Annotated in this window: 17 protein-coding genes; 6 read left to right on the forward strand and 11 right to left on the reverse strand. The window is 59.5% G+C overall.

Annotated elements, in window-relative coordinates:
• Window positions 1-47: 47 nt before the first annotated feature.
• The 4 genes from GGU46_RS02345 to GGU46_RS02360 all read right to left on the reverse strand — a co-directional run bounded on the left by GGU46_RS02345 (window position 48) and on the right by GGU46_RS02360 (window position 4,161).
• Window positions 48-1,058, reverse strand: coding sequence for a sugar phosphate nucleotidyltransferase (locus tag GGU46_RS02345; protein WP_183401970.1), 1,011 nt, complete (start codon window positions 1,056-1,058; stop codon window positions 48-50).
• 107 nt (window positions 1,059-1,165) lie between these two features.
• Window positions 1,166-1,600, reverse strand: coding sequence for a dUTP diphosphatase (dut, locus tag GGU46_RS02350; protein WP_183401971.1), 435 nt, complete (start codon window positions 1,598-1,600; stop codon window positions 1,166-1,168).
• 170 nt (window positions 1,601-1,770) lie between these two features.
• Complete coding sequence (locus GGU46_RS02355; protein ID WP_183401972.1) at window positions 1,771-3,270, reverse strand: oligosaccharide flippase family protein; 1,500 nt, start codon at window positions 3,268-3,270, stop codon at window positions 1,771-1,773.
• Window positions 3,271-3,375: 105 nt separating this feature from the next.
• Entirely contained in the window at window positions 3,376-4,161 is a 786-nt protein-coding gene (locus GGU46_RS02360; RefSeq protein WP_183401973.1) for an enoyl-CoA hydratase/isomerase family protein, read from the reverse strand.
• A gap of 248 nt (window positions 4,162-4,409) precedes the next feature.
• Here GGU46_RS02360 and mscL point away from each other — a divergent pair, with 248 nt between their 5' ends.
• Window positions 4,410-4,832: a large conductance mechanosensitive channel protein MscL gene (gene mscL, locus GGU46_RS02365; protein ID WP_183401974.1), complete on the forward strand. Its 423-nt coding sequence runs from the start codon at window positions 4,410-4,412 to the stop codon at window positions 4,830-4,832.
• A 330-nt stretch (window positions 4,833-5,162) separates the two neighbouring features.
• The gene (locus GGU46_RS02370; protein ID WP_183401975.1) at window positions 5,163-5,618 is read left to right on the forward strand and encodes a hypothetical protein; all 456 of its coding nucleotides are present in this window, start codon (window positions 5,163-5,165) and stop codon (window positions 5,616-5,618) included.
• A gap of 762 nt (window positions 5,619-6,380) precedes the next feature.
• Here GGU46_RS02370 and infB read toward each other — a convergent pair.
• The 3 genes from infB to GGU46_RS02385 all read right to left on the reverse strand — a co-directional run bounded on the left by infB (window position 6,381) and on the right by GGU46_RS02385 (window position 11,462).
• A complete protein-coding gene (infB, locus tag GGU46_RS02375) occupies window positions 6,381-9,446 on the reverse strand; it encodes a translation initiation factor IF-2 (RefSeq protein ID WP_183401976.1) in 3,066 nt (1,021 codons plus the stop codon).
• A 124-nt stretch (window positions 9,447-9,570) separates the two neighbouring features.
• Entirely contained in the window at window positions 9,571-10,866 is a 1,296-nt protein-coding gene (gene nusA / locus GGU46_RS02380) for a transcription termination factor NusA (protein WP_139925550.1), read from the reverse strand.
• 122 nt (window positions 10,867-10,988) lie between these two features.
• Complete coding sequence (locus GGU46_RS02385) at window positions 10,989-11,462, reverse strand: ribosome maturation factor RimP (RefSeq protein ID WP_183401977.1); 474 nt, start codon at window positions 11,460-11,462, stop codon at window positions 10,989-10,991.
• Window positions 11,463-11,768: 306 nt separating this feature from the next.
• Here GGU46_RS02385 and GGU46_RS02390 point away from each other — a divergent pair, with 306 nt between their 5' ends.
• The 3 genes from GGU46_RS02390 to GGU46_RS02400 all read left to right on the forward strand — a co-directional run bounded on the left by GGU46_RS02390 (window position 11,769) and on the right by GGU46_RS02400 (window position 15,823).
• Entirely contained in the window at window positions 11,769-12,902 is a 1,134-nt protein-coding gene (locus GGU46_RS02390; protein ID WP_183401978.1) for an endonuclease/exonuclease/phosphatase family protein, read from the forward strand.
• 239 nt (window positions 12,903-13,141) lie between these two features.
• A complete protein-coding gene (gene cysS, locus GGU46_RS02395; protein WP_183401979.1) occupies window positions 13,142-14,689 on the forward strand; it encodes a cysteine--tRNA ligase in 1,548 nt (515 codons plus the stop codon).
• 117 nt (window positions 14,690-14,806) lie between these two features.
• Entirely contained in the window at window positions 14,807-15,823 is a 1,017-nt protein-coding gene (locus GGU46_RS02400; RefSeq protein ID WP_183401980.1) for a M28 family peptidase, read from the forward strand.
• Between the two features lie 82 nt (window positions 15,824-15,905).
• On the opposite strand, the gene GGU46_RS02405 is transcribed toward GGU46_RS02400, so the two are convergent.
• Both GGU46_RS02405 and GGU46_RS02410 read right to left on the reverse strand, forming a co-directional pair.
• Window positions 15,906-16,427, reverse strand: coding sequence for a GNAT family N-acetyltransferase (locus GGU46_RS02405; protein WP_183401981.1), 522 nt, complete (start codon window positions 16,425-16,427; stop codon window positions 15,906-15,908).
• 18 nt (window positions 16,428-16,445) lie between these two features.
• Window positions 16,446-17,351 carry a S66 peptidase family protein gene (locus GGU46_RS02410; protein ID WP_183401982.1) on the reverse strand — a complete coding sequence of 302 codons (906 nt, stop codon included), beginning with the start codon at window positions 17,349-17,351 and terminating at the stop codon, window positions 16,446-16,448.
• A gap of 133 nt (window positions 17,352-17,484) precedes the next feature.
• Between GGU46_RS02410 and GGU46_RS02415 the strand changes: the two genes are divergently transcribed.
• A complete protein-coding gene (locus GGU46_RS02415; RefSeq protein WP_183401983.1) occupies window positions 17,485-18,699 on the forward strand; it encodes an alpha/beta hydrolase in 1,215 nt (404 codons plus the stop codon).
• A gap of 83 nt (window positions 18,700-18,782) precedes the next feature.
• On the opposite strand, the gene GGU46_RS02420 is transcribed toward GGU46_RS02415, so the two are convergent.
• Window positions 18,783-20,039 (reverse strand): homoserine dehydrogenase, encoded by a 1,257-nt coding sequence (locus GGU46_RS02420; RefSeq protein WP_183401984.1) that lies wholly within the window; start codon window positions 20,037-20,039, stop codon window positions 18,783-18,785.
• Entirely contained in the window at window positions 20,029-21,069 is a 1,041-nt protein-coding gene (gene metX / locus GGU46_RS02425) for a homoserine O-acetyltransferase MetX (protein ID WP_183401985.1), read from the reverse strand. The genes GGU46_RS02420 and metX overlap by 11 nt, the downstream gene beginning before the upstream one ends.
• Window positions 21,070-21,322: the final 253 nt, after the last annotated feature.

The following is a 21,322-nucleotide window of genomic DNA, read 5'->3' on the forward strand; positions in this document are numbered from 1 at the left end:
CCAGCTACCTTCGACCAACTACTGAAACGTCAGAAGACGCAAAAATATCACACGCGCAGCGTGTTGTAGTCACCCAAACTCAGGTCATTGGGCGTGCTGGCTACGGTGGCGTGGCTGCCGACCATGGAGTTGGTCAGGTTGGCATGCAACACCGTGGCCGACTGCTGCACAATGGAGTTTGAAACGATGGACGCGCGCACGTTGGTATGGTTGCCTACCGATACGTGGGGACCTACCACCGAATCGGTAATGATAACGCCTTCGCCAATATACACCGGCGGAATCAGGACCGAGTTCGTCACTTTAGCCGATTCCGCTACCAGGTTTTCGCCCCGCTCCTGCAGGTACTCCAGGTAGCGCTGGTTGGTGTAAACAGTAGCGTCCTTGTTGCCGCAGTCGAGCCATTCGGTTACGCGGCCGGGCACGAACTTGGTGCCTTTGTTTTTCATATTCTCCAAGGCGTTGGTGAGCTGGTACTCGCCTTTGTCCTTGATGTCGTTATCGAGCAGGTACTGCAGCTCGCTGCGCAGGTACTCGCCATCCTTGAAGTAGTAGATGCCGATGATGGCCAGGTCCGAAACAAAGGTTTCGGGCTTCTCCACGAAGTCGGTAATCTGGCCGGCCTCGTTAAGCTTTACTACGCCAAACGGCTTGGGGTCGTCCACGCGCTGCACCCAGATGGTGCCTTCGGCGGAAGAGTCCAGAATGAAATCCGCTTTGAACAGGGTATCAGCAAAGGCTACCACCACCGGCCCATCGAGGGCCGACTGGGCGCACAGAATGGCGTGGGCCGTACCCAGCGGCTCGTCCTGGTAGTGAATGGTACCCTTGGCACCCACCGATTCGGCAATCTTCACCAGGCTCTTTTCTACTTCCGCCCCGAAGCGCCCGATAATAAACGCTACCTCCTCTACCTGCTCGCCGCACACCTGGGCAATGTCTTCCACCAAGCGCTGTACAATGGGCTTGCCGGCAATCGGAATCAGGGGCTTGGGAACGGTAAGCGTGTGAGGGCGCATGCGCTTGCCCATGCCAGCCATCGGGACGATGATTTTCATACAAAAGAACGAGTGAAAGGTAGATGTTGAAGTAAGAGAGAGTACAGGTGACGCAGGGTCAGCTTGAGAGAAGTAAAAGATATCAAAAGAGGCCGGCTGGCCGGGGGCTACCGTACGCCCGTACTGCCGTAGCCGCCGGTGCCGCGGGAAGTTTCGCTCAGCACCGCCACGGGCTGCCACTCCACCGTTTCGTGGCGGGCTACCACCAGCTGCGCGATACGCTCCCCATCCTGCACCACAAACTCCTGGTCCGACAGATTCACGAGCAGAACTTTCAGCTCGCCGCGGTAGTCAGCGTCGATGGTGCCCGGGCTGTTTACCAGGCCAATGCCGTGCTTGTAAGCCAGCCCGCTGCGGGGGCGCACCTGCATTTCGTAACCCACCGGAATTTCGAGAAACAGGCCAGTTGGAATCAGGGCGCGTTGCAGGGGCTTCAACGTAACCGGCTCGGGGAGGTTGGCGCGCACATCCATCCCGGCCGCGTGAGCAGTTTGGTATTCCGGCAGCGGGTGGCTGGATGTGTTGATAACGGAAATCAGCATGAAGAAAAGGACTACAGGCAGTTGCCCGCAGTAAAGGTGAAAAGAGAAAAATGCCGGCCGTGGGTAATTTGGCAGATTACGAGGAATAACTGGATGATTCCGATGCAAAAATTTTCAGACCAATGGCCGAAGCTAAGGGTATTTCACCGTTCCCCACGAGTGCGCCGGAATCAAATTGTCCGCAGACGACGGCCTTCTACTACCCCTACCAAGCCCACAAAGCCCAGCGTGAGCAGCGCCTGCAGGCCGTAGCGCGGCCAGCCTTCCGCTACCGGCAGCCACCAGCTCAGGGCTACTACCCCTACGGCCAGCGCCAGCCAGGCTAGCAGTCGGGCTACGGGGTAGGGCACCGGGAAGTGCCGCTCGCCCAGCCACCAGCATAGAGCCGCCATCAGGAAGTAGCAGGCCAGCGTAGCCAAAGCCGAGCCCATGTACCCCAGCAGCGGAATCAGCAGGAAGTTGAGGGCCACCGTCAGCACCGCCCCGGCAAACCCGATGTAGGTGCCGTAGTAGGTTTTATCGGTGAGCTTAAACCACACCGAGAGGTTCCAGTACACGCCCAAAAACAGGTTGGCCAGCAGCAGTACCGGCACTACGGCCAGCCCTTCCAGGTACTCAGGCCGCTGCAGAAACACGCGGGCTACCAGCTCCACGTTCACGCTCACGCCCACAAACAGCATGGCGCAGCAGAGCGTAAACCACTTCAGCACCAGGGCAAAGGTGCGGGGCGAGTTCTTATCGTTGCTTTGGCCGAAAAAGAACGGCTCGGCGGCGTATTTGAAAGCCTGAATGACCAGGCTCATCAGGATGCTGATTTTATAGCAGGCCCCGTAAATGCCCACGGCCGCCAGGTTGCTTTTGCCGGGGTAGAAGCCTTCCGGCAGCCAGCGGGGTAGCAGAATCCGGTCCAGCGTTTCGTTAACCATGCCGGCCAGTCCCATCAGCATGATAGGGTAGGCGTACTGGAGCAGGGGCCGCAGGGGCGCCAGAGTTAATTGCGGGCGAAAATCCAGCAACTCGCGGCCCAGCAGCAGCAGGGTAAACGCACTGGCCGCCAAGTTGGAAATAAATACGTAGCCTACCCCAATGGTGGGGTCATACAGGCCCTCAACCAAGGGCCGCAGCCCGGCCAAGTACTTGCCCGCCAGCACATCGGGGCAGAACACAATGAAAAATAGGTTGAGCCCGACGTTGAGCAGGATGTTGGCCAACCGGATTGCCGCGAACTTGCGGGCCTTGTTTTCCAGCCGCAGCCGCGCAAACGGAATAGCCGCCACCGCGTCGAGGCCCAGAATCAGGGCAATCCAGAGGGCATACCGCTCGTGGCCGGGCGGCAGGCTCAGCAGGCTCATCAGGGGGCGGGCCAGCAGGGCCAGTACGGTGGTAAGCAGGGCGCTGGAAAGCAGCAGCAGCGTCATCACCCGGCTGTATAGCTCCCGGCGGTCAGTGTCGGGGCGGTTGGCAAAGCGGAAGTAGGTGGTTTCCATGCCGTAGGTAAACACCACGTTCAGAAATGCCACGTAGGCGTACAGTCCGGTCACGATGCCGTACTCGGCCGCCGCAAACCGCGCTGTGTACACCGGTACCAGTAGCGTATTCAGTACCCGCCCTACAATGCTGCTTACGCCATAAATGGCCGTTTGCGAAGCCAGACGCTTGGCTATACTCATGAAGAATAGTTATCAGGAATGACAGAAGGAACCCCCGGAGTGAACAGCAGAACGTCATGCCGCAGCAGCCGCGCAGCATGACGTTTCAGCCTCTGGTGCCCGGGGTTACTTGCCCGAAAACACGGCCGGGCGCTTTTCCAGGAAAGCGGAGGTACCCTCGCGGAAATCCTCCGAGGTAAAGCAGCGGGCAAAAGCATTGGCCTCGGCCTGATAGCCGTGGCGGTCCTTATCATAATACGCATTCACGCAATCCAGGCACAAACCCAGGGCCAGGGGAGCCTTGGTCAGGATGCGGATCAGGAGCTGCTTCGTGAAGCTGAGCAGCTCCGCTTGGGGCACTACGTGGTTTACCAGACCCAGGCGCAGGGCCTCGTCGGCCTTTACCATATCAGCCGTCAGCAGCAGTTCAATGGCCTTGCCTTTGCCAATGAGCTGGGTGAGGCGCTGGGTGCCTCCGTAGCCCGGAATAAGCCCCAGGTTTACTTCCGGCTGCCCGAAACGGGCGTTTTCGGCCGCCACGCGCATGTGGCAGGCCATAGCCAGCTCGCAGCCCCCACCCAAGGCAAAACCATTCACGGCGGCAATAACGGGTTTGGAGCTTTCCTCCAGCAGGCAAAAAGCCTCCTGGCCACGCTCGGCCGCCCGGCGCGCCGAAATTTCATCCAGCTGGGTAAGCTCCGCAATGTCGGCCCCCGCTACAAACGATTTCTCCCCGCTACCCGTCAGAATAATACCGCGCACGGCCGGATCGTCGAGGGCCTGCTGAGCCGCCGCCCGGATTTCCTCAATCGTGGCCGCGTTCAGGGCATTTAGCTTGTCGGGGCGGTTGATGGTAATGGTCAGAATGCCGGTTTCGGCTTCCAACTGGTAAAGCAGGTTGGTAAAGGTCATGGTAGAAAGAGCAAGGGCCAGGAAACAGGGCAAAGATAGGACGAATTGCTCCGCCTGCAGGTAACGCCTTTGCTCACCGAGCCCGCAACGCATTGAACGGGTAGGCGGCCGGCTTAACCGAAATGTGGTGCCAGCCGCAGCGTGGGCGCCCTACTTTTATAGTCCGGGTACGATAGCCGCTTTATATAATTAAACGCATATATTTATCCGGCTGCGTTTCTACTTCCACTCTCAACTACTTTCTGACTATGAGCTTTGTATCTGAGTTCAAAGAGTTCATTTCCAAGGGCAATGTTCTTGACCTGGCGGTCGGGGTAATTATTGGGGGGGCCTTCAACAACATCGTTAAGTCATTGACCGACGATGTGCTGATGCCCGTGCTGAGCAAGCTTACGGGCGGCATGGATTTCAAGGACTGGTTTATTGCCCTGGACGGTAACAGCTACAATGATTTGGCGGCGGCCAAAGCCGCCAGCGCGGCCACCCTCAACTACGGCCTGTTCCTGAATGCTGTCATCAACTTCCTGCTGATGGCTTTCGCCATTTTCTGGATTGTAAAGCTGGCCAACCGTTTCAAGAAGCCCCAGGAGGTAGTGGTAACCGACCCTGCTCCCACGCGCGACCAATTGCTGCTCACTGAAATCCGGGATGCGCTGCGTTCCCGTACCTGAAAGCGGACCGAAACAGTTCGGGCTTCCGCGCCGGACTTTAGGGTAGCCGCCCGTGTAAAATGAGTACCTGCCTCGGTCAGCATGAACTGTTCCCGGCCGCGGAGTGGATGCCGCACCTCCTTGACCGGGACAATCAACCAGGAGGCCAATCCGCGGGACGAACTGCGTGGCAACTCGTCCCATGGATTTTGGCGGACTATTGCGCTGAAATACAAGTTTGAGCCCCAGATGAACTAACTTTGGCGGGCACCCGTTGGGCGCAAAGCTGACCCCTCCTTTTATTTAAGCGTAAGCGTACCACCGACTGGTTTTCTCTGTTATTTTTCTGCTATGAAGAAGCTGTTTTCCCTCGTGTGCATTGCCGTTGCCGGCTGGCTGGCGGCTCCCGCTGCCCAGGCGCAAACCACGGCCAGCGCGTCCTACTCGGGGCAAACGCAGCGCGACAATGGGCAAGGACAGCGGAAGAAACGGAAAGCCTCGGCTACCGATATTGCCCGCATGCAGCAGCGCATGAGTATGAACCCCGATGAAGCCAAGCGCGACCAGCAAATGGAAATTCTGGAGGCTCGTTCGGGTATGAGCACGGCCAATACCAGCTTCGGCCGCTCAGCGGGCCCGTCCCGGCAGTTTGAGAAAGGCTCGGGAGGCTTTACGGTGCGCAAATTCAAGGACAGCCGCATTGGTACGGCTCGTCAGAAGCGCGGTCAGACCCGGGCCGCCGGCTTCGTTGACCCCAAAGGCAAACCCCTGTCTCACAAAAAGAAAAAAGGCTTTTTGTTTTTTTAGAGCCCGCTCCTGACCGAGCACAACAAAACGCCGCGGTGCCCTGCACCGCGGCGTTTTGTTGTGCTACGGGTGCTAATGCCGCGAACGGATAAAGGAAGGCCAGTACAATACTACCGGCGTAGGGGCCGGCCTCACCAGGGCTACCTCGTCGTTTGGCGGCAGCAAAGTGCCAGGGTTTGGGGAGTCGTCAGCCGCTTTCGGGCGCGGCGCGGCGGGCTGGGAGAGGCTTGTGGTAACCCCCGAAGCATGTTGAATTCGCCGGCCGGTTTCGGGCAGCAGTGCACACGACGATAAGACTAAGCCAGCAAGCAGGGTAGAAAAGAGTAATGTCTTCTTCATACAGACTGCATTAGGTAGTGTCCTAGCCCGTGGCCGTAACAAAGGCAAGTCAGTAAATCAGCCTGCGCTGCTGATTGTACCGCATCATGATAACTCAAGGGCCAGCAAGCCCGGTTTAATCTCTCCATCACACAAAGCCGTCAGGGTTTTCGAAGCACTGTCACTACATCATTCTTGCACATTCCGTCGGACTGTAATGAATGCTCCAGTTCTAAAGTAGATATTATTCAGGACTTTCCTGCAGAAATCAGGTTGAAGGACGACAAAGTTCGGCCCGGGCAACACCTGCGGCCTTTTCGCTGGACCGTTTGCGGGTTGTAGTAAGCAGCCGGGGGCTTCGCCGGGGAGCGTGCAGACGGCATGTCCTGCAAACAAAAAGCCCCGGCTGTAGCAGCCGGGGCTTTTGCGTAATCGGACAACGAATTACAGCGTCCGCTTTACTTCTTTCTCTTCGAAGCCTTCAATGTTGTCGCCTTCGCGCAAGTCGTTGAAGCCTTTCAGCGAAATACCGCATTCGTACCCTTGGCGTACTTCCGACACGTCGTCTTTGTAGCGCTTGAGGTCCTGAATTTCGCCGGAGTACACCACAATACCGTCGCGCACCAGGCGGACTTTGGTTTTGCGGGTGAACGTGCCATCCGTTACCATACAGCCGGCAATGGTACCCACCTTGGTAATGTTAAACACCTGGCGAACCTCGGCGTTGGCTACTACCACCTCCTGTACCGTCGGGGCCAGCATGCCTTCCATGGCATCCTTCACCTCGTTGATGGCATTGTAGATGATAGAGTAGAGGCGAATATCAATCTGCTCCTGCTCAGCTAGCTTACGGGCGCTTTGCGAAGGCCGCACCTGGAAGCCGATGATGATGGCATCAGAGGCCGAAGCCAGCAGTACGTCGGATTCCGAAATGGCGCCTACCCCTTTGTTGAGGATGTTCACGGCCACTTCCGGCGTGCTCAGCTTCAGCAGGGAGTCGGCCAGTGCTTCTACCGAACCGTCCACGTCGCCCTTCACAATAACGTTGAGCTCTTTGAACGAACCGATTGCCAAGCGGCGACCAATCTCGTCGAGGGTGATGTGCTTCTTGGTACGCAGGCTCTGCTCGCGGGCCAGCTGCTGACGCTGGGTGGCCAGTTCGCGGGCTTCCCGCTCCGTTTCCATCACCTGGATTTTGTCGCCGGCTTGCGGGGCGCCGGTTAGGCCCAGCACCTGCACGGGGGTAGCGGGGCCGGCTTTCTTCATCTTCTTGCCGCGGTGGTCCGTCATGGCCTTTACGCGGCCAAAGTGCGGACCTGCCAGCACGATGTCGCCAACCTCCATGGTGCCCGTCTGCACCAGAATGGTAGTCACGTAGCCCCGGCCTTTATCGAGCGAGGCTTCAATAACGGCACCTACCGCGCTGCGGTCTGGGTTTGCCTTCAAGTCGAGCAGCTCGGCTTCCAGCAATACCTTTTCCAGCAGATCATCGATGCCCAGACCCGTTTTGGCCGATACTTCCTGGGACTGGTACTTACCGCCCCATTCTTCCACCAGAATATTGATAGCCGACAGCTCTTCCCGCACTTTATCGGGGTTGGCACCGGGCTTATCAATCTTGTTCAGCGCAATAACAATCGGTACCCCGGCTGCTTGTGCGTGGTTGATGGCTTCTTTGGTTTGGGGCATCACCGAGTCGTCGGCAGCTACCACAATGATGGCAATGTCAGTAATCTTGGCACCCCGGGCACGCATGGCGGTAAACGCTTCGTGACCCGGCGTGTCCAGGAACGTAACGCGCTTGCCCGACTTGGTCATCACGTCGTAGGCCCCAATGTGCTGCGTAATGCCCCCGGCTTCGCCTTTAGCCACGCTCGCATTGCGGATGTAGTCCAGCAGCGAGGTTTTACCGTGGTCAACGTGGCCCATGATGGTCACGATGGGAGCCCGCGGCTGCAGATCCTCTTCGGCGTCCTCAATTTCAACGGTCGTTTCTTCTTCTTCGGCGCTCAGGAACTCTACGTCGTAGCCAAATTCATCCGCAATAACGGTAATGGCTTCAGCGTCGAGGCGCTGGTTGATGGAAACGAACATGCCCATGTTGAGGCACACCTTAATAACTTCGTTCACCGACACATCCATGAACGACGCGAGGTCGTTGGCCGAAATAAACTCGGTTACTTTGAGCGTTTTGGCGTCAAGCTCATTCTGAGCGCGCAGAGCCTCGCGGTCCTCGGCCGCCATGTTCCGCTTGTCGCGGCGGTATTTGGCGCGGTTCTGCTGCTGGCCACCCCGGCCGCCGCTGAGCTTGGCCAGCGTAGCCTTGATCTGTTCCTGAATCTGCTTGTCGTTTTGCTCGGGCGTGAGAGCCGGAGCCGGCTGACGGTTGCCGCCGCCTTGCTGGCCCGGACGATTACCGCCCTGCTGACCACCCGGACGGTTACCGCCTTGCTGGCCCGGACGATTACCGCCGCCTTGCTGGCCGGGACCACCCGGACGGTTGCCACCGCCTTGCTGACCGGTACCGGTCTGGCCCCCTTGCTGGCCCGGCTGACCGGGGCCACCCATGGGAATGCGCTGGCGCTTCTTCTTGTCGGGGCTGATGCCGCTCTTGCGCACATCCGAGGAAGCCACCGGACGAGCCCCGCGGCCACCCCGCCGCGATGAGTCGAGCGGAAGTTCAATTTTGCCTAGTACGGTCAGGCCTTTCAGCTGATCGGCCTTGGCCACGATTGTTCCTTCCTCCGTAGCTGCTGCTTCGGGAGCAACTGGAGCAGTCGGGGCAGCAGGCGCTGCGGCCGGAGCAGGCTTAGGAGCCTCGGCAACGGGTGCGGGAGCCGGAGCCGCAGGCTGAGGCGCGGCTGGCTTGGGGGCTTCTGCTACCGGAGCGGGCTGAGGAGCCGGCGCAGGTGCTGCCGGCTTAGGAGCTTCGGGTGCGGGAGCTGGCTTGGGAGCTTCCGCTACCGGAGCCGGGGTAGGCTTAGGAGCCTCGGCCGCCGGCTTGGGAGCTTCAACTGCCGGAGCAGGGGTAGGCTGGGCCGGAGCCACCGGACGAGGGGGCACGGGGCGACCCTTCGAGTCCAGCTCAATCTTGCCCAAAACCTTCAGACCCGGTACTCGGGAGGGTTCCTCGGCCGGAGCTGGTTTAGGGGCTTCGGCGACCGGAGCCGGGGTAGGGGCTTGCGGAGCAGCCGGCTTAGGAGCCGGGGCAGCGGGAGCAGCTGGTTTGGGCGCAGCAGCCTCAGCGGCCCGCGCCTGAGCAGCCTGGGCCGCTGAGGCTTCCAGCTCGCTCTGGCGCTTGGCCTGGCTGAGCTTGGCAGCTTCCATCTTGTCCTGCGCCGACGATGCAAACGCCTTTTCGAGCAGGGATACCTGCTCCGACGTCAGCTTGGTCGTCGGCTTGTTTTCGATGTTGTGCCCTTTTCCCGCCAGAAAATCCACAATCGTGGAAAGCCCAACGTTCAGGTCTTTGGCTGCCTGATTCAGCCGTTTGGTTGCTGCTTCCGCCATTCTATGCTCGCGAACGATACTCTTATCTGGTTGCAAAGGTACTACATTAAATCTTGCCGGGCGGGGTCAAAATCAAGCCACCCGGCCTGATGTTAACGCCCTTGCCGTACCGGCCGCCGCGCACTCATTGCGCGGCGCCGGAATTTTGTGCTTCCTCGCCTTCCGGCTCGTCGCTCTCGTTGTCCTCGAACTCGTTGCGGATGACGCGGAAGAGCTCCTCGACGGTTTCCTCTTCCAGCTCCGTCCGCCGCACGATATCTTCCTTGCTGACCGCCAATACGGCGCGGCCGGTATCGAGGCCGATTTTCTTGAGCTCATCCAAGATCCAGCCTTCGATTTCGTCCTGGAACTCGTCCAGGGCAATATCTTCCTCGAAGTCGCCGGCATCCCGGAATACGTCGATTTCCATGCCTACGAGGCGGGAAGCCAGCTTGATGTTGGCGCCGCCGCGGCCGATAGCCAAAGAAACCTGGTCAGGCTTCAAGAACACCGAAACCCGCCCAGTTTGTTCGTTGATCTTCATCGACGTCAATTTGGCCGGTGACAAAGCCCGGGCGATGTACAGCTCCAGGTTGTCGGTGTAGTTGATGATGTCGATGTTTTCGTTTTCCAGCTCGCGCACCACGGCGTGAATACGGGAGCCTTTCATACCCACGCAGGCCCCTACGGGGTCAATGCGGTCATCGTAGCTTTCTACGGCTACTTTGGCCCGCTCGCCGGGCTCACGCACGATATTCTTGATGGTGATAAGGCCATCGAAGATTTCGGGTACTTCCTGCTCCATAAGGCGCTCCAGGAAAGCCGGCGCGGCGCGCGACAGGATAATTTTGGGCGTGCCGTTCAGCACATCTACGCGGTGCACTACGGCCCGGATGGTGTCGCCCTTGCGGTAGCGGTCCTTCGGGATTTGCTCGCCCTTGGGCAGCACCAGCTCGTTTTCGTCTTTGTCGAGGATGAGAGCTTCGCGGCCCCACACCTGGTACACCTCGCCCACCACAATTTCGCCTACCTGGTCTTTATAAGCCTGGTAGAGGTTGTCGCGCTCCAAGTCCTTCACGCGCTGAATCAGCGTCTGGCGGGCCATGAGCACGGCGCGGCGGCCGAAATCTTCCAGCTTAATTTCCTCGGCTACCGATTCGCCTACCTCGTAGTCGGGCTCGATCTTCTGGGCCTCGGCCAGCGGAATCTTGTCCAGGTCCCAGATATCCTCGGAGTTGTCGTCCACAATTTCGCGGTTCCGATAGATTTCCAGGTCACCTTTGTCCACGTTCAGGATGACGTCGAAGTTCGAGTCGTCATCATACTTCTTGCGAATCATGGTGCGGAACACTTCCTCCAGGATGCTCATCATCGTGGGGCGGTCGATGTTTTTCGACCGAGCGAATTCGGCAAACGATTCAATCAGGACGTTGCTGTTCATCTTTGTTTGAGCTATTAGCTGTTAGCTGCCGGCGGCCGGTAAGGCGCTTGAGCCAGGCAAATAAAACAGGTTAAAGGGCTGGTCGGGTGGCTAATACCAGCCGAAGCCGGTTCGACAGCCTTCTACTTAAAGGAAATAATCACTTTCGCTTCCTGAATGCTGGCGAACGGTACCAGGGCAGCGGGCAAGGATTTCTTTTTGTTTTTCTCTTTCACAACCTCCGCCAGCTGAATGCCTTCGGCTTCCACGGCTTCGAGGGCCCCGGTTTTCTCAGTCCCATCGGTGAGCTTGAGGCTGAGGCTGCGGCCCACGTGGCGCGTGTACTGGCGCGGGTCGCGCAGAGGCTGATCGGCACCCGGCGAGGTCACCTCCAGCGTATAGCTGGCATCCTCGCCGTACTCCTCATCAACGCGGCGAGCAAGGCGGCGGCTAATCTGAGCGCACTCATCAATCCCTACGCCCTGTTCCCCGTCGAGGGTAACAGTGACTTTGGGCCGAATGGCGTCGGAGACGGTCAGGTCCACTACGAACAGGCTGCCGTCGGTAGGCAGGCTGTCCTGCAGCAACTCCGCGAGGCGGGCACGGTCAAGTTTCATAGGCGAGGCACCGGGTGATAAAACAAAGAGGGGACTGTCCGTCCCCTCTCGTTGCGTTGTAGTTTTCAGGTGCAAATATACTATACTTTTGCCCTGAAAACAAGCCTGCTCAGCAGGTTTGCCTGAGGCCACAAACAGCCCGGTTGGGGGTGGGCTCTGCTACTCGGTATCGGAGCTGGTCAAGACTGTTGTTGCTGCCGAAGACAACCAGGCGACAAAGGCAGCAGGGGCCGTGGCAGAACCGCAGGCTGCTAACCCGGAACGGCTACCTTTGCGCCTGATCCTGTTGCTGGAAAAAGGTTGCCTGTGCGTCGTTCGTTTGCCTTCAAGTGTACCGTGTTGCTGATGCTGTGGGTGCTGGCAGCTATTGCCTGCGCTCAGATTCCGGCCTACACCTTCTGGCCCGCCATTTTTGGTGCCCTTACCCTACCCCTGGCGCTGGGGCTAAACCTGCTGGCGGGCCTGTACTGGTTGCTGCGGCGCTGGCTGGTGGCCCTGCTGCCGTTGGGGCTGGCCGTGCTTACCTGGCCGCATTTCCAGCGGGGGCTGGCCGTACACCCCTTCCGCTTGGCCTCTGCAGCCAAAGAGCAGGCCGGCGGGCCAGTGGTGAAGCTGCTGTCGGCCAACGTGCGCATTTTCAACGTGTATCCGCAGCTGCGCGACGCTGATTTAACCTCCTCGCGGGAAATGGTGCGCTGGCTGGCCGAAAACCCCGCCGACATTCTCTGCCTCCAGGAGTTCTACAACGAGCCCGTAGGTACCCGCTCCCGCGACGGCAACGTGTTCCGGACGGTGGACCAGATTGGGCGGCGGGCCGGCCGGGAAGTGTTTCTGTCGAAGACGCTGACCAACAGCGCCGGCGCCGAGTTTGGCATGGCTATTTTCAGCCGGTTCCCGATTGTGGCGAAGGGCACCGTCAGCTTCGGCAAGCTCACCCAGAACCACGCCATGTGGGCCGATATCCGGCTGCCCTCCCAGGATACCATTCGGGTGTACAGCTTCCATTTGCAGAGCATGAGCATGGAGGAGAAAGACATCGTGGACAGCTATTCCAGCAAGGCCGGCCTCAAGCAGAAAGGGCTGGGACTGCTGCGCCGCTTTAAGCGCGGGGCCGTGGCCCGGCACTGGCAGGTAGATACCCTGGTCCGCCGGTTTGAGCGCAGCTCCTACCCCCTGCTGCTATGCGCCGACCTCAACGACGTGCCCTACAGCTACAGCTACGACCAGCTGGCCGACCACTTCCAGAATGCCTGGGCCACCGTGGGCAACGGCGTGGGCAGCACCTACAATGGCCGCCTACCCTTCATCCGCATCGACAACCAGTTTGCCGGGCCGCAGTGGCGGATAGCGGACTATCAGGTGCACTACGATATTCCTTACTCCGACCATTTTCCTAGCACGGCTACCTATCAGTTGCGTGGGAGCAAGGAAGCTGAGTGATTTTATACTTGCAGTTCTATCTTATAAACTGGCTACGGAACTTTATAAACTACCAGCCTTTGGTTTTGTACCGTTTGAGGTGAGGTTTATACTTAGTTGCCGATAAATAGCGGCTTAGTGCAGCCATTTCCAGTAGTTTTCTGTTAGTACTGCCCGCAGTCTGGCCGGGTGGTAGCGCGCAGGTTACAAAATCTGTGCAATCCGCTTACTCTGCAGAATCTGCGGTTACTTTTGCACCTATGCAGCCTACCCTCTCGCTCTACAACACGCTTACCCGCCGCAAAGCCCCATTTCAGCCCCTGAATGCGCCTTTTGTGGGCGTGTACCTCTGCGGCCCTACCGTTTACAGCGAGGCCCACGTAGGCAATGCCCGGGGCCCGGTGGTGTTTGATGTGCTCACGCGCTACCTCCGCCACCTGGGCTACACCGTGCGCTATGTGCGCAACATCACGGATGTGGGCCACCTGGAAGGCGACGCCGACGAGGGCGAGGACAAAATCAGCAAGCGGGCCCGCGCCCAGCAGCTGGAGCCCATGCAGGTAGCCGAGCAGTACACCAACCTCTACCAGAACCACATGGAGGCGCTGGGCTGCCTACCCCCCGATATTACCCCCCGGGCCAGTGGCCACATCATCGAGCAGATTGAGATGATTCAGCAGATCATCAATAACGGCTTTGGCTACGAAACCAACGGCTCGGTGTACTTCGATGTGCCGGCGTACAACGCGGCAGGCCGCGGCTACGGCAAGCTCTCGAACCGGGTAGTGGAAGAGTTGCTGGCCGGCTCCCGCGACAACCTCGCGGGCCAGGACGAGAAGCGTAGTCCCCTGGACTTTGCTCTCTGGAAAAAGGCCGATGAGCGCCACCTCATGCGCTGGGCCTCGCCCTGGAGCGAAGGGTTCCCGGGCTGGCACCTGGAGTGCTCGGCCATGAGCCGCAAGTACCTCGGCGCGGAGTTCGATATTCACGGTGGGGGGCTGGACTTGATGTTCCCGCACCACGAGTGCGAAATTGCCCAGAGCCAGGCCTGCAACCATCCCACCAATGAGGCCCAGGTGTGGATGCACAACAATATGATTACGGTGAACGGCCAGAAGATGAGCAAGGCGCTGGGCAACTTCATCACCATGAGCCAGCTCTTCGAGGGTACCAATACTACGCTCAGTCAGGCCTACTCGCCCATGACGGTGCGCTTCTTCCTGTTGCAGGCCCACTACCGCAGCACCATCGATATTACCGATGATGCCTTGCAGGCGGCCCGCAAAGGCTACCGTAAGCTCATGAACGGTCTGCGTTTGCTGGATAAGCTGGTGCTACCCCAGGGAACCGAGCAAACCGCCGACACGGCCGCCGCTGATGCGGAGCTGCGCAAGCTTTCCGCTGACTGCTACACGGGCATTAACGACGACCTGAACACGGCCCGCACCATTGCCAGCCTGTTTAATTTGCTGCGCAAGCTCAATGCCTATGCTGCCAACCTAGCTACGCTGGCTCAGGTTAGTACCGAGGCGCTGACCGAAGCCACCACTACGTTCCGGACGCTGGTGCAAGACGTGCTGGGCCTGCAGGATGAACCGCGGGCCAATGTAGAGGACCTGCTGGGCCTGACCCTCGACTTCTATAAAATTGCCAAGCAAAGCGCCAACCAGGCCCGCGAAGAAGGCAACATGGAAGAGGCCACCAAGCACTACGGTGAAATTGACCGTATCCGAGCTGCTCTGAAAGACCAAGGGATTGTGGTGAAGGACACCAAAGCCGGCGTAGATTGGGCCTATAGCGAAGAATAAACAGTAGCGCGAAGCTCCAGCTTCGCGGCGTGCCCGTGCTGAGCGCGGGCGGCAGCAACCCCGACTGTTCAACGAGGTACAAAGCTGGAGCTTTGTGCCGCTGGTAACGCTCCCCGAATGAACCTTCTTTCTCGTCTTGCTCCGGCCGCAATGGTAGCCTTGCTGCTGCTCACGGCCTGCCCCTCTAAAAAGGAAACCACCGAAGCCGAAACCTCCGCGGCCAGCCAGCCTACCTTACCTAAAGCACCGGACTTCAACCCGGACTCGGCCTATGCGTACACGGCCAAGCAGGTGGCTTTTGGTCCGCGTGTGCCTAACACCAAGGCTCACGTGCAAACCGGCGACTGGATTATCGGCAAGTTCAAAGAAGCTGGGCTGACGGTGAAGGAGCAGCCGTTTGAGGCCATGGCTTTTGACGGCAAAATGCTGAAGTCACGCAACATCATTGCCCAGTACATGCCGCAGGCGCCTCGCCGCATTGCCATCTTCACCCACTGGGATACCCGCCCCTTCGCCGATAAAGACAAGGAAAAGAAAAACCAGCCGCTTGATGGTGCTTCCGACGGCGCCAGCGGGGTAGGCGTTGCCCTGGAAATGGCCCGGATTCTTTCCCTGCAGAAGGACGCGGCCGCACCTGGAGTTGGGGTCGATTTTATTCTGTTCGACTCGGAGGACTACGGCTACGACGGCAGCACCCAAGGCGAGAAAAAGAACCTACTAGGCCAGCAGGAAACCTGGTGCTTGGGCTCTCAGCACTGGGCCAAAAACATGGTGCCCGCCAACTACAAGCCTAACTATGGCATTCTGCTGGATATGGTAGGAGCCAAAAACGCCAAGTTTACCCGCGAGCAGCTTTCCCGCGAAAAAGCCGCCGACGTGGTAGAAAAAGTGTGGAACAACGCCGCTCAGCTCGGCTTTTCCGATTACTTCCTGTTCACGGATGGTTATGGCCTCACCGATGACCACGTTTTCACGAACCAGGCTGGTGTGCGCACCATTGATGTCATCGACTTCCTGCCTAATGGGGAATTTCAGCCCTACCACCACACCACTCAGGACAATATGAGCATCATCGATAAGCGGACGCTCAAGGCCGTGGGCCAAACCCTACTGACGACTATTTACGCCGAGTAGCCTACCTCTGCTAAAACGCCAAAGCCCTGACGATGCGAGTTGTCAGGGCTTTGGCGTTTTAGCAGGGGTAGGCTTTAGCTTATCAACTCAACAGCTTGTAGTAGTACACTGTGGCAAGCGGTTCGCCTCTCTCGTTATACACAAAGTTGGGGATGGCGCCTACTGGTACGTAACCGAGGTTCTGATACAGCCGCTCGGAGGGGGCGCCCTGTAGGGTGTCCAGTACCAGCGTAGTGCGGTGGTGCCGCCGTGCTACCCGCTCTACTTCCTCCATAAGTCGGCGGCCGATGCCTTGGCGCTGGGCTTTGCTATGCACGAGCAGCTTGGCTACCTCGGCGCGATGCAGCCCATTGGCTTTCCGAACTAGGTGCAGCTGTACGGTGCCTACCAGCTCGCCATCCTGTTCTGCCACTACCAGCAGTATGTTGCCCGACGGCAGCATTGTTTCAATCTCCTGCCAGTACTCCCGAGCCTCAGCAGCAGCTAGGGGCAGCAGAAACCCTACCGACGCACCCGAACCAACAGCATCTTGCAGCAGTTCAGTCAGGCCAGGGAGGTAGGGCGCAAATTCAGCGGCTGATACAAGACGAAGGACGATGGACATACCAAACAGAGGTAGGGATTATAGATATTCCAATCGGGCCCCGGCCTCATCTACAGTCAGGCGGGCCTGCCGACCTACAATCAGGGCTATGTTCTGGGGCTCGTGGCCGATGGGAAAGCCGTGGGCAACCGGGAAGCCATACTTGCCGGCGTAGTGCTGAATTATTTCGTTGGGTGTCTGGCCGTAGGGCACGGCGTTGTCCTGAGGGTTGGTGAAATGCCCTACCAGCAGACCGGCCAAATGGCGCAGCTTGCCGGTGCGGTCCAGGTGTAGCATCATCCGGTCGATGGCGTAGAGGTATTCATCGATGTCCTCTAAAAACAGGATGCGGCCGGCAGTGGATACATCGGAGGCGGTGCCGGTGAGGGTTTGCAGTAGGCTGAGGTTGCCGCCCACTAACTCACCGATAGCGGTGCCAAGCTGGTTGAGCGGGTGGGCCGACAACGTGTAGCGGAGCTCTTCGCCAAACAGTGCCTTCCGCAGGCTTTCTACCGATTCCTCTCCGCCTTCTTGGTGGAATAGCAGCGGCATCACGCCATGGATACTTTGGTGCCCGAGCTTCAGCAGATGGCAATGCAGGGTCGTAATGTCGGAGAAGCCGACAATCCACTTAGGGTCCTGGGCGAAGCGGGAAAAATCGAGGCCATCAATAATGCGCGGGGTACCGTAGCCGCCACGGGCGCACAGAATAGCCCGGATGTCGGGGTTGTCGAGCTGCTGCTGAAAATCCTGTCGGCGCACCTCATCGTCGCCCCCAAACTGGTGATGAGCAATGTTGGTGCTGGCTCCTAATACTACCCGCAGCCCCCAGCTTTCCAGCGTGGCAACGGCCGCCGCCAGTTCCTCGTGCGAGGCTTTGCGGGCGGGGCAGACAATAGCAACCTGGTCGCCGGGGCGGAGGGGAGCGGGGGCAGTGGTGGGCATAGCGAGGGGTAGGGAAATTCAGACGCCACAAACCTAAATAAACCCAGAGCCAAAAACGCTACCTCAACGCAAGGGTGGGGGTAGGGCAGGTGGTATCTTTGTGGTGGCGTGCGTAGCTCGTACCCTCTTACGTATGAAATTTTACCTTCTGTTGCTCCTACTCTGCTTGAGCTTGTGGCCCGCCAGCCTGCGGGCCCAGGTAGCTCCCGATACTACGCGGGGCCGCTACCATCGGCCCGTATTCCGGCAGGTGAACGTGCGGCGCAACGTGGAATTTGGGCAGGCTACCACGTTGCTCGGCCTCTCGCAAACGTTGTACATGGATGTGTATGAGCCAGCCGGCGACACCGTGCGCCGCCGGCCGCTGGTGGTACTGGCCCACGAAGGCGGCTTCCTGACCGGAACCCGCGACGACGCTGTGATGACGGCCCTCTGCAATCGGCTGGCGCGGCTGGGCTACGTAGCGGCTACCATTGATTACCGGCTTTACTTCTTCCCATTTGATACCGTGGGCATTGGGCGGGCAGCCATCCGGGCCACCCAGGACATGCGGGCGGCGGTGCGGTTTTTTCGGCACGATGCCGCTACGGCCAAGAAATTTCGGGTGCACCCGGGGTATGTGTTCGTGGGCGGGTCCTCCGCCGGCGGCTTTATGGCCCTGCAAACCGGCTACCTCAACAAAGCGGCTGAAGTGCCCGCCTACCTTGATCTGAAAGCTCTGGGCGGGCTGGAGGGCAGCGGCGGCCACCCCGGCTACAGCAGCAAGCCCCGTGGGGTTATTAACCTGTGTGGTGCTTTGGCCCGGGCCTCCTGGCTGGAAGCCGGCGACGTGCCCCTCTGCAGCGTGCACGGCACCCGCGACGGACTGGTGCCCTACGGGCGGGGAACGGTGGGCTCGGCTCTGCCCCCGCAGCTGGTGTATGGCAGTGGCGCCCTCCGCGTAAGGGCCAACGCTGTGGGCGTGCCCAATGTGCTGCGCCGACTGCGCGGGGCTGGTCATGTGCCGTACTCATTTGAGCCCACTTACCTTGATTCCGCCTTCTTTGCCATGCGTGACTTTCTGCGCCCTTTACTGGGGGTAGGAGCCCCCGGCCCCCTGCTGGCCGCAGCACTTAACCCGCGCCGAGTGGCGCAAGTAACCGCTCTGCTATTACCTCGCCGTATCGGTTTGCAAGGCTTATCAGCTCCTGCCGAAGTAACCTGGCGGCCGGATCTGCTGAAAGCCGTGCCCGATTCAACCCAGCGCCCCATCAGTCCAGCATCCTCACTACCGGCGGCTGATGCAGTTCCTGCCGCTCCAGCAGTTTCAGTTCCGCCAGGGGGTAGCAAATCAGAGCCGGAGCCCTAGGTAGGAAACCTAAGCTTGCTCTGTAAACCAGAAAGCCCCACCTGACGCAGTCAGGTGGGGCTTTCGCTTCTTGATCGGCGCTACTACGCCGAAAATTCCTCGGCCAGAGAGGCTACACTAATTGGGCGCAGGCGGCCGGTGCGGACGATGAAGGCGCCGTATTTGCGCAAAGTGTCACGGTGACGGATGAGGTTTTCCAGGGCCACGTAGCCTACTACATATTCATCCTCGTCGGCTTCTTCGGAAATCTCGCTGAAATCGAGCAGGTCGATGATGCGGTCTTCATCGGTGCGGAGGTAGATTTCCACTTCCAGGTCGGAGGCGTAGGTAGGCGGGTTAGCCGCTTTGGAATACTGATACGTAAAACCCTGCCGGAGGGCCGCTAAATCAGCCAGCACAGCCGAGCCGGTGGGGTGTCCACCAGCCCCACGACCACGTAGAAACTGCTCACCAGCAAAATCGGCTTCAAGTACTACCCCGTTAAACTCGTGGTCTACGGCGTATAGCGGCGACTCAGGGCCGACCAGCTGAGGTGTTACCAACACCGTCACGCGGCCATCGGGCAGGCGCTGCAGACCGGCTACTACCTTTATTTTCTGCCCCTGGCTAGCGGCGAAGGCAATATCAACGGCGCTGATTCCCTCAATGCCCAAGTTGAGTACCTGCTCCGGCTGCAGAAACGCCCCGTAGGCGTGCGCGGCCAGCAGCACGGCCTTGGAGCGCGGGTCGAAAGCACCCATGTCAAGGCTGGGGTCGGTTTCGGCAAAACCTCGTTCCTGGGCTTCTGCCAGGGCCGATGAGTATTCCGAGCCTTCCTCGCCCATGCGCGTGAGCACGTAGTTGGAGGAGCCGTTGAGGATGCCCGTCAGGCGGCTGAGTGGCTCTGCACTGAAATAGGCGTCCAGGGTCCGGATGATGGGAATACTGCCACACACGGCTGCCTCATATAATAAGGTGCCTTGGCCTTCGCGCTGCAGCTGCACCAGCTCGGGGAGGTGGCGGGCCAGCATGGCTTTGTTGGCCGTTACTACCCGGCGGCCCCGGCGCAAGGCTTCGGCCACCAGCCGGAACGCAGCGTCAGCATCGTCGATTACCTCTACCAGCACATCCAGCGTTTCGTCGTTCAGTAGGGCTTCCGCATCGAACTCAAACCGCTCGGCTGGAAGCGGCCGAACCTTGTCCGGGGTTTTCACCACAATGCGGGCAATGTAGAAACCAGCGTCGGGCTGCTGATCCAGAAGTTCGTAGAGGCCCTGGCCTACACAGCCAAACCCAATCAGACCCACCCGCCAGGGCCGAGCAACAAAGGAAGCAGAAACGGGGGCAGTGTTAGTGGGCATAGCTCTGAACGTAGAATCGGTCGAGGAAATGAGTAATCTGGGCAGTTTCAATCAGGAAGCCGTCGTGGCCGTAGTGCGAGTCCATTTCGGCGTACATGGCTCCCCGGATGTGGCGGACTAGCAGTTGCTGCTCGGAGGTCGGGAACAATACATCGGAGGTAATGCCAATGACCAGCGTGCGGGCCCGGATGCGGTCCAGGGCGGCTTTCACGCTTCCCCGGCCCCGGCCCACATGGTGGCTATCCATGGCCCTTGACAGCGTGACGTAGCTATAGGCGTTAAAGCGGTTCACTAACTTATCGCCTTGGTAGCGCTGGTAAGAGCTGGCGAGGTAGTTCGTCAGTTTCGTGTCGTCGGTGTCCGTCTGGGTCTGGCCGTAGGCCTGGTGGCTGCGGTAGCTGAGCAAGGCCATGGCCCGGGCCGCCCGTAGGCCCTCCGCGCCGCCTTCAGGCGTAGCGGAGGGGTAGGAAGGATCGGCGAAGATGGCCAGGCGCTGGGCCTCGTTGAAGGCAATGCCCCAGGCTGAGTGCCGGGCGTTGGTGGCCAGCAGTACTAAGTTTTCGAACAGCTCAGGCCGTTGCACTGCCCATTCCACGGCCTGCTGCCCCCCCAGGGAGCCCCCAATCAGGGTATGTATGGAGCTCAGGGCCAGGTGTTCGCGCAGGGCTTCGTGAGCCGCTACCATGTCGCGGATGGTGAGCAGCGGAAACTCGTGGTAGGCTACCTGTTCGGTCAGCGGGTCGGGGGTGAGTGGGCCGGTAGTGCCGTAGCAGGAGCCCAGCACGTTGGCACACACAATAAACCAGTCGGCTGGGTCGAAGTGGCAGCCGGGGCCAACCAGGCCCGGCCACCAGCTGAGCACATCGGCATTAGCCGTGAGGGCATGGCACACCCACACCACATTGTCGCGGGCGGCATTGAGGCGGCCGTAAGTATGATAAGCAACTTCTACCCGGGGCAGCATGGCCCCGCTTTCCAGCCGCAACGGCCGGGGTAGGCGGAACAGGTGTGGTTCGTCGGGCTCAGGCATACTAGGAGCATCTGTCAGCCGAAGCGGCGCCAGGAAGCTTCTCACAGGAGCCGTAGGAGTATCAGTCGTCTTCACAGGAGAAAATCCTTGCCGCGTCATCCTGACGCATGGTGGTGGTAATGCGCGAAAACCTAGCCCGCGGGCGGAGCCGATTCTGCCCGGCTCCGCCCCGGCTAAGCGCGGGCGGCTGTCTGCTGAAGATTCCTCTCTCACAAAAAACTTCAGCGCCTACCCGCTTACCGCGGTGCTGGAA

Origin of the sequence: Hymenobacter latericoloratus (assembly GCF_014199535.1) — a bacterium.
Taxonomy (GTDB): domain Bacteria; phylum Bacteroidota; class Bacteroidia; order Cytophagales; family Hymenobacteraceae; genus Hymenobacter; species Hymenobacter latericoloratus.

Coding starts and splice junctions, on each gene's coding strand:
- GGU46_RS02345 (WP_183401970.1), bottom strand. CDS start 1,058: ATGAAAATCATCGTCCCGATGGCTGGCATGGGCAAGCGCATGCGCCCT.
- dut (WP_183401971.1), bottom strand. CDS start 1,600: ATGCTGATTTCCGTTATCAACACATCCAGCCACCCGCTGCCGGAATAC.
- GGU46_RS02355 (WP_183401972.1), bottom strand. CDS start 3,270: ATGAGTATAGCCAAGCGTCTGGCTTCGCAAACGGCCATTTATGGCGTA.
- GGU46_RS02360 (WP_183401973.1), bottom strand. CDS start 4,161: ATGACCTTTACCAACCTGCTTTACCAGTTGGAAGCCGAAACCGGCATT.
- mscL (WP_183401974.1), top strand. CDS start 4,410: ATGAGCTTTGTATCTGAGTTCAAAGAGTTCATTTCCAAGGGCAATGTT.
- GGU46_RS02370 (WP_183401975.1), top strand. CDS start 5,163: ATGAAGAAGCTGTTTTCCCTCGTGTGCATTGCCGTTGCCGGCTGGCTG.
- infB (WP_183401976.1), bottom strand. CDS start 9,446: ATGGCGGAAGCAGCAACCAAACGGCTGAATCAGGCAGCCAAAGACCTG.
- nusA (WP_139925550.1), bottom strand. CDS start 10,866: ATGAACAGCAACGTCCTGATTGAATCGTTTGCCGAATTCGCTCGGTCG.
- GGU46_RS02385 (WP_183401977.1), bottom strand. CDS start 11,462: ATGAAACTTGACCGTGCCCGCCTCGCGGAGTTGCTGCAGGACAGCCTG.
- cysS (WP_183401979.1), top strand. CDS start 13,142: ATGCAGCCTACCCTCTCGCTCTACAACACGCTTACCCGCCGCAAAGCC.
- GGU46_RS02400 (WP_183401980.1), top strand. CDS start 14,807: ATGAACCTTCTTTCTCGTCTTGCTCCGGCCGCAATGGTAGCCTTGCTG.
- GGU46_RS02405 (WP_183401981.1), bottom strand. CDS start 16,427: ATGTCCATCGTCCTTCGTCTTGTATCAGCCGCTGAATTTGCGCCCTAC.
- GGU46_RS02410 (WP_183401982.1), bottom strand. CDS start 17,351: ATGCCCACCACTGCCCCCGCTCCCCTCCGCCCCGGCGACCAGGTTGCT.
- GGU46_RS02415 (WP_183401983.1), top strand. CDS start 17,485: ATGAAATTTTACCTTCTGTTGCTCCTACTCTGCTTGAGCTTGTGGCCC.
- GGU46_RS02420 (WP_183401984.1), bottom strand. CDS start 20,039: ATGCCCACTAACACTGCCCCCGTTTCTGCTTCCTTTGTTGCTCGGCCC.
- metX (WP_183401985.1), bottom strand. CDS start 21,069: ATGCCTGAGCCCGACGAACCACACCTGTTCCGCCTACCCCGGCCGTTG.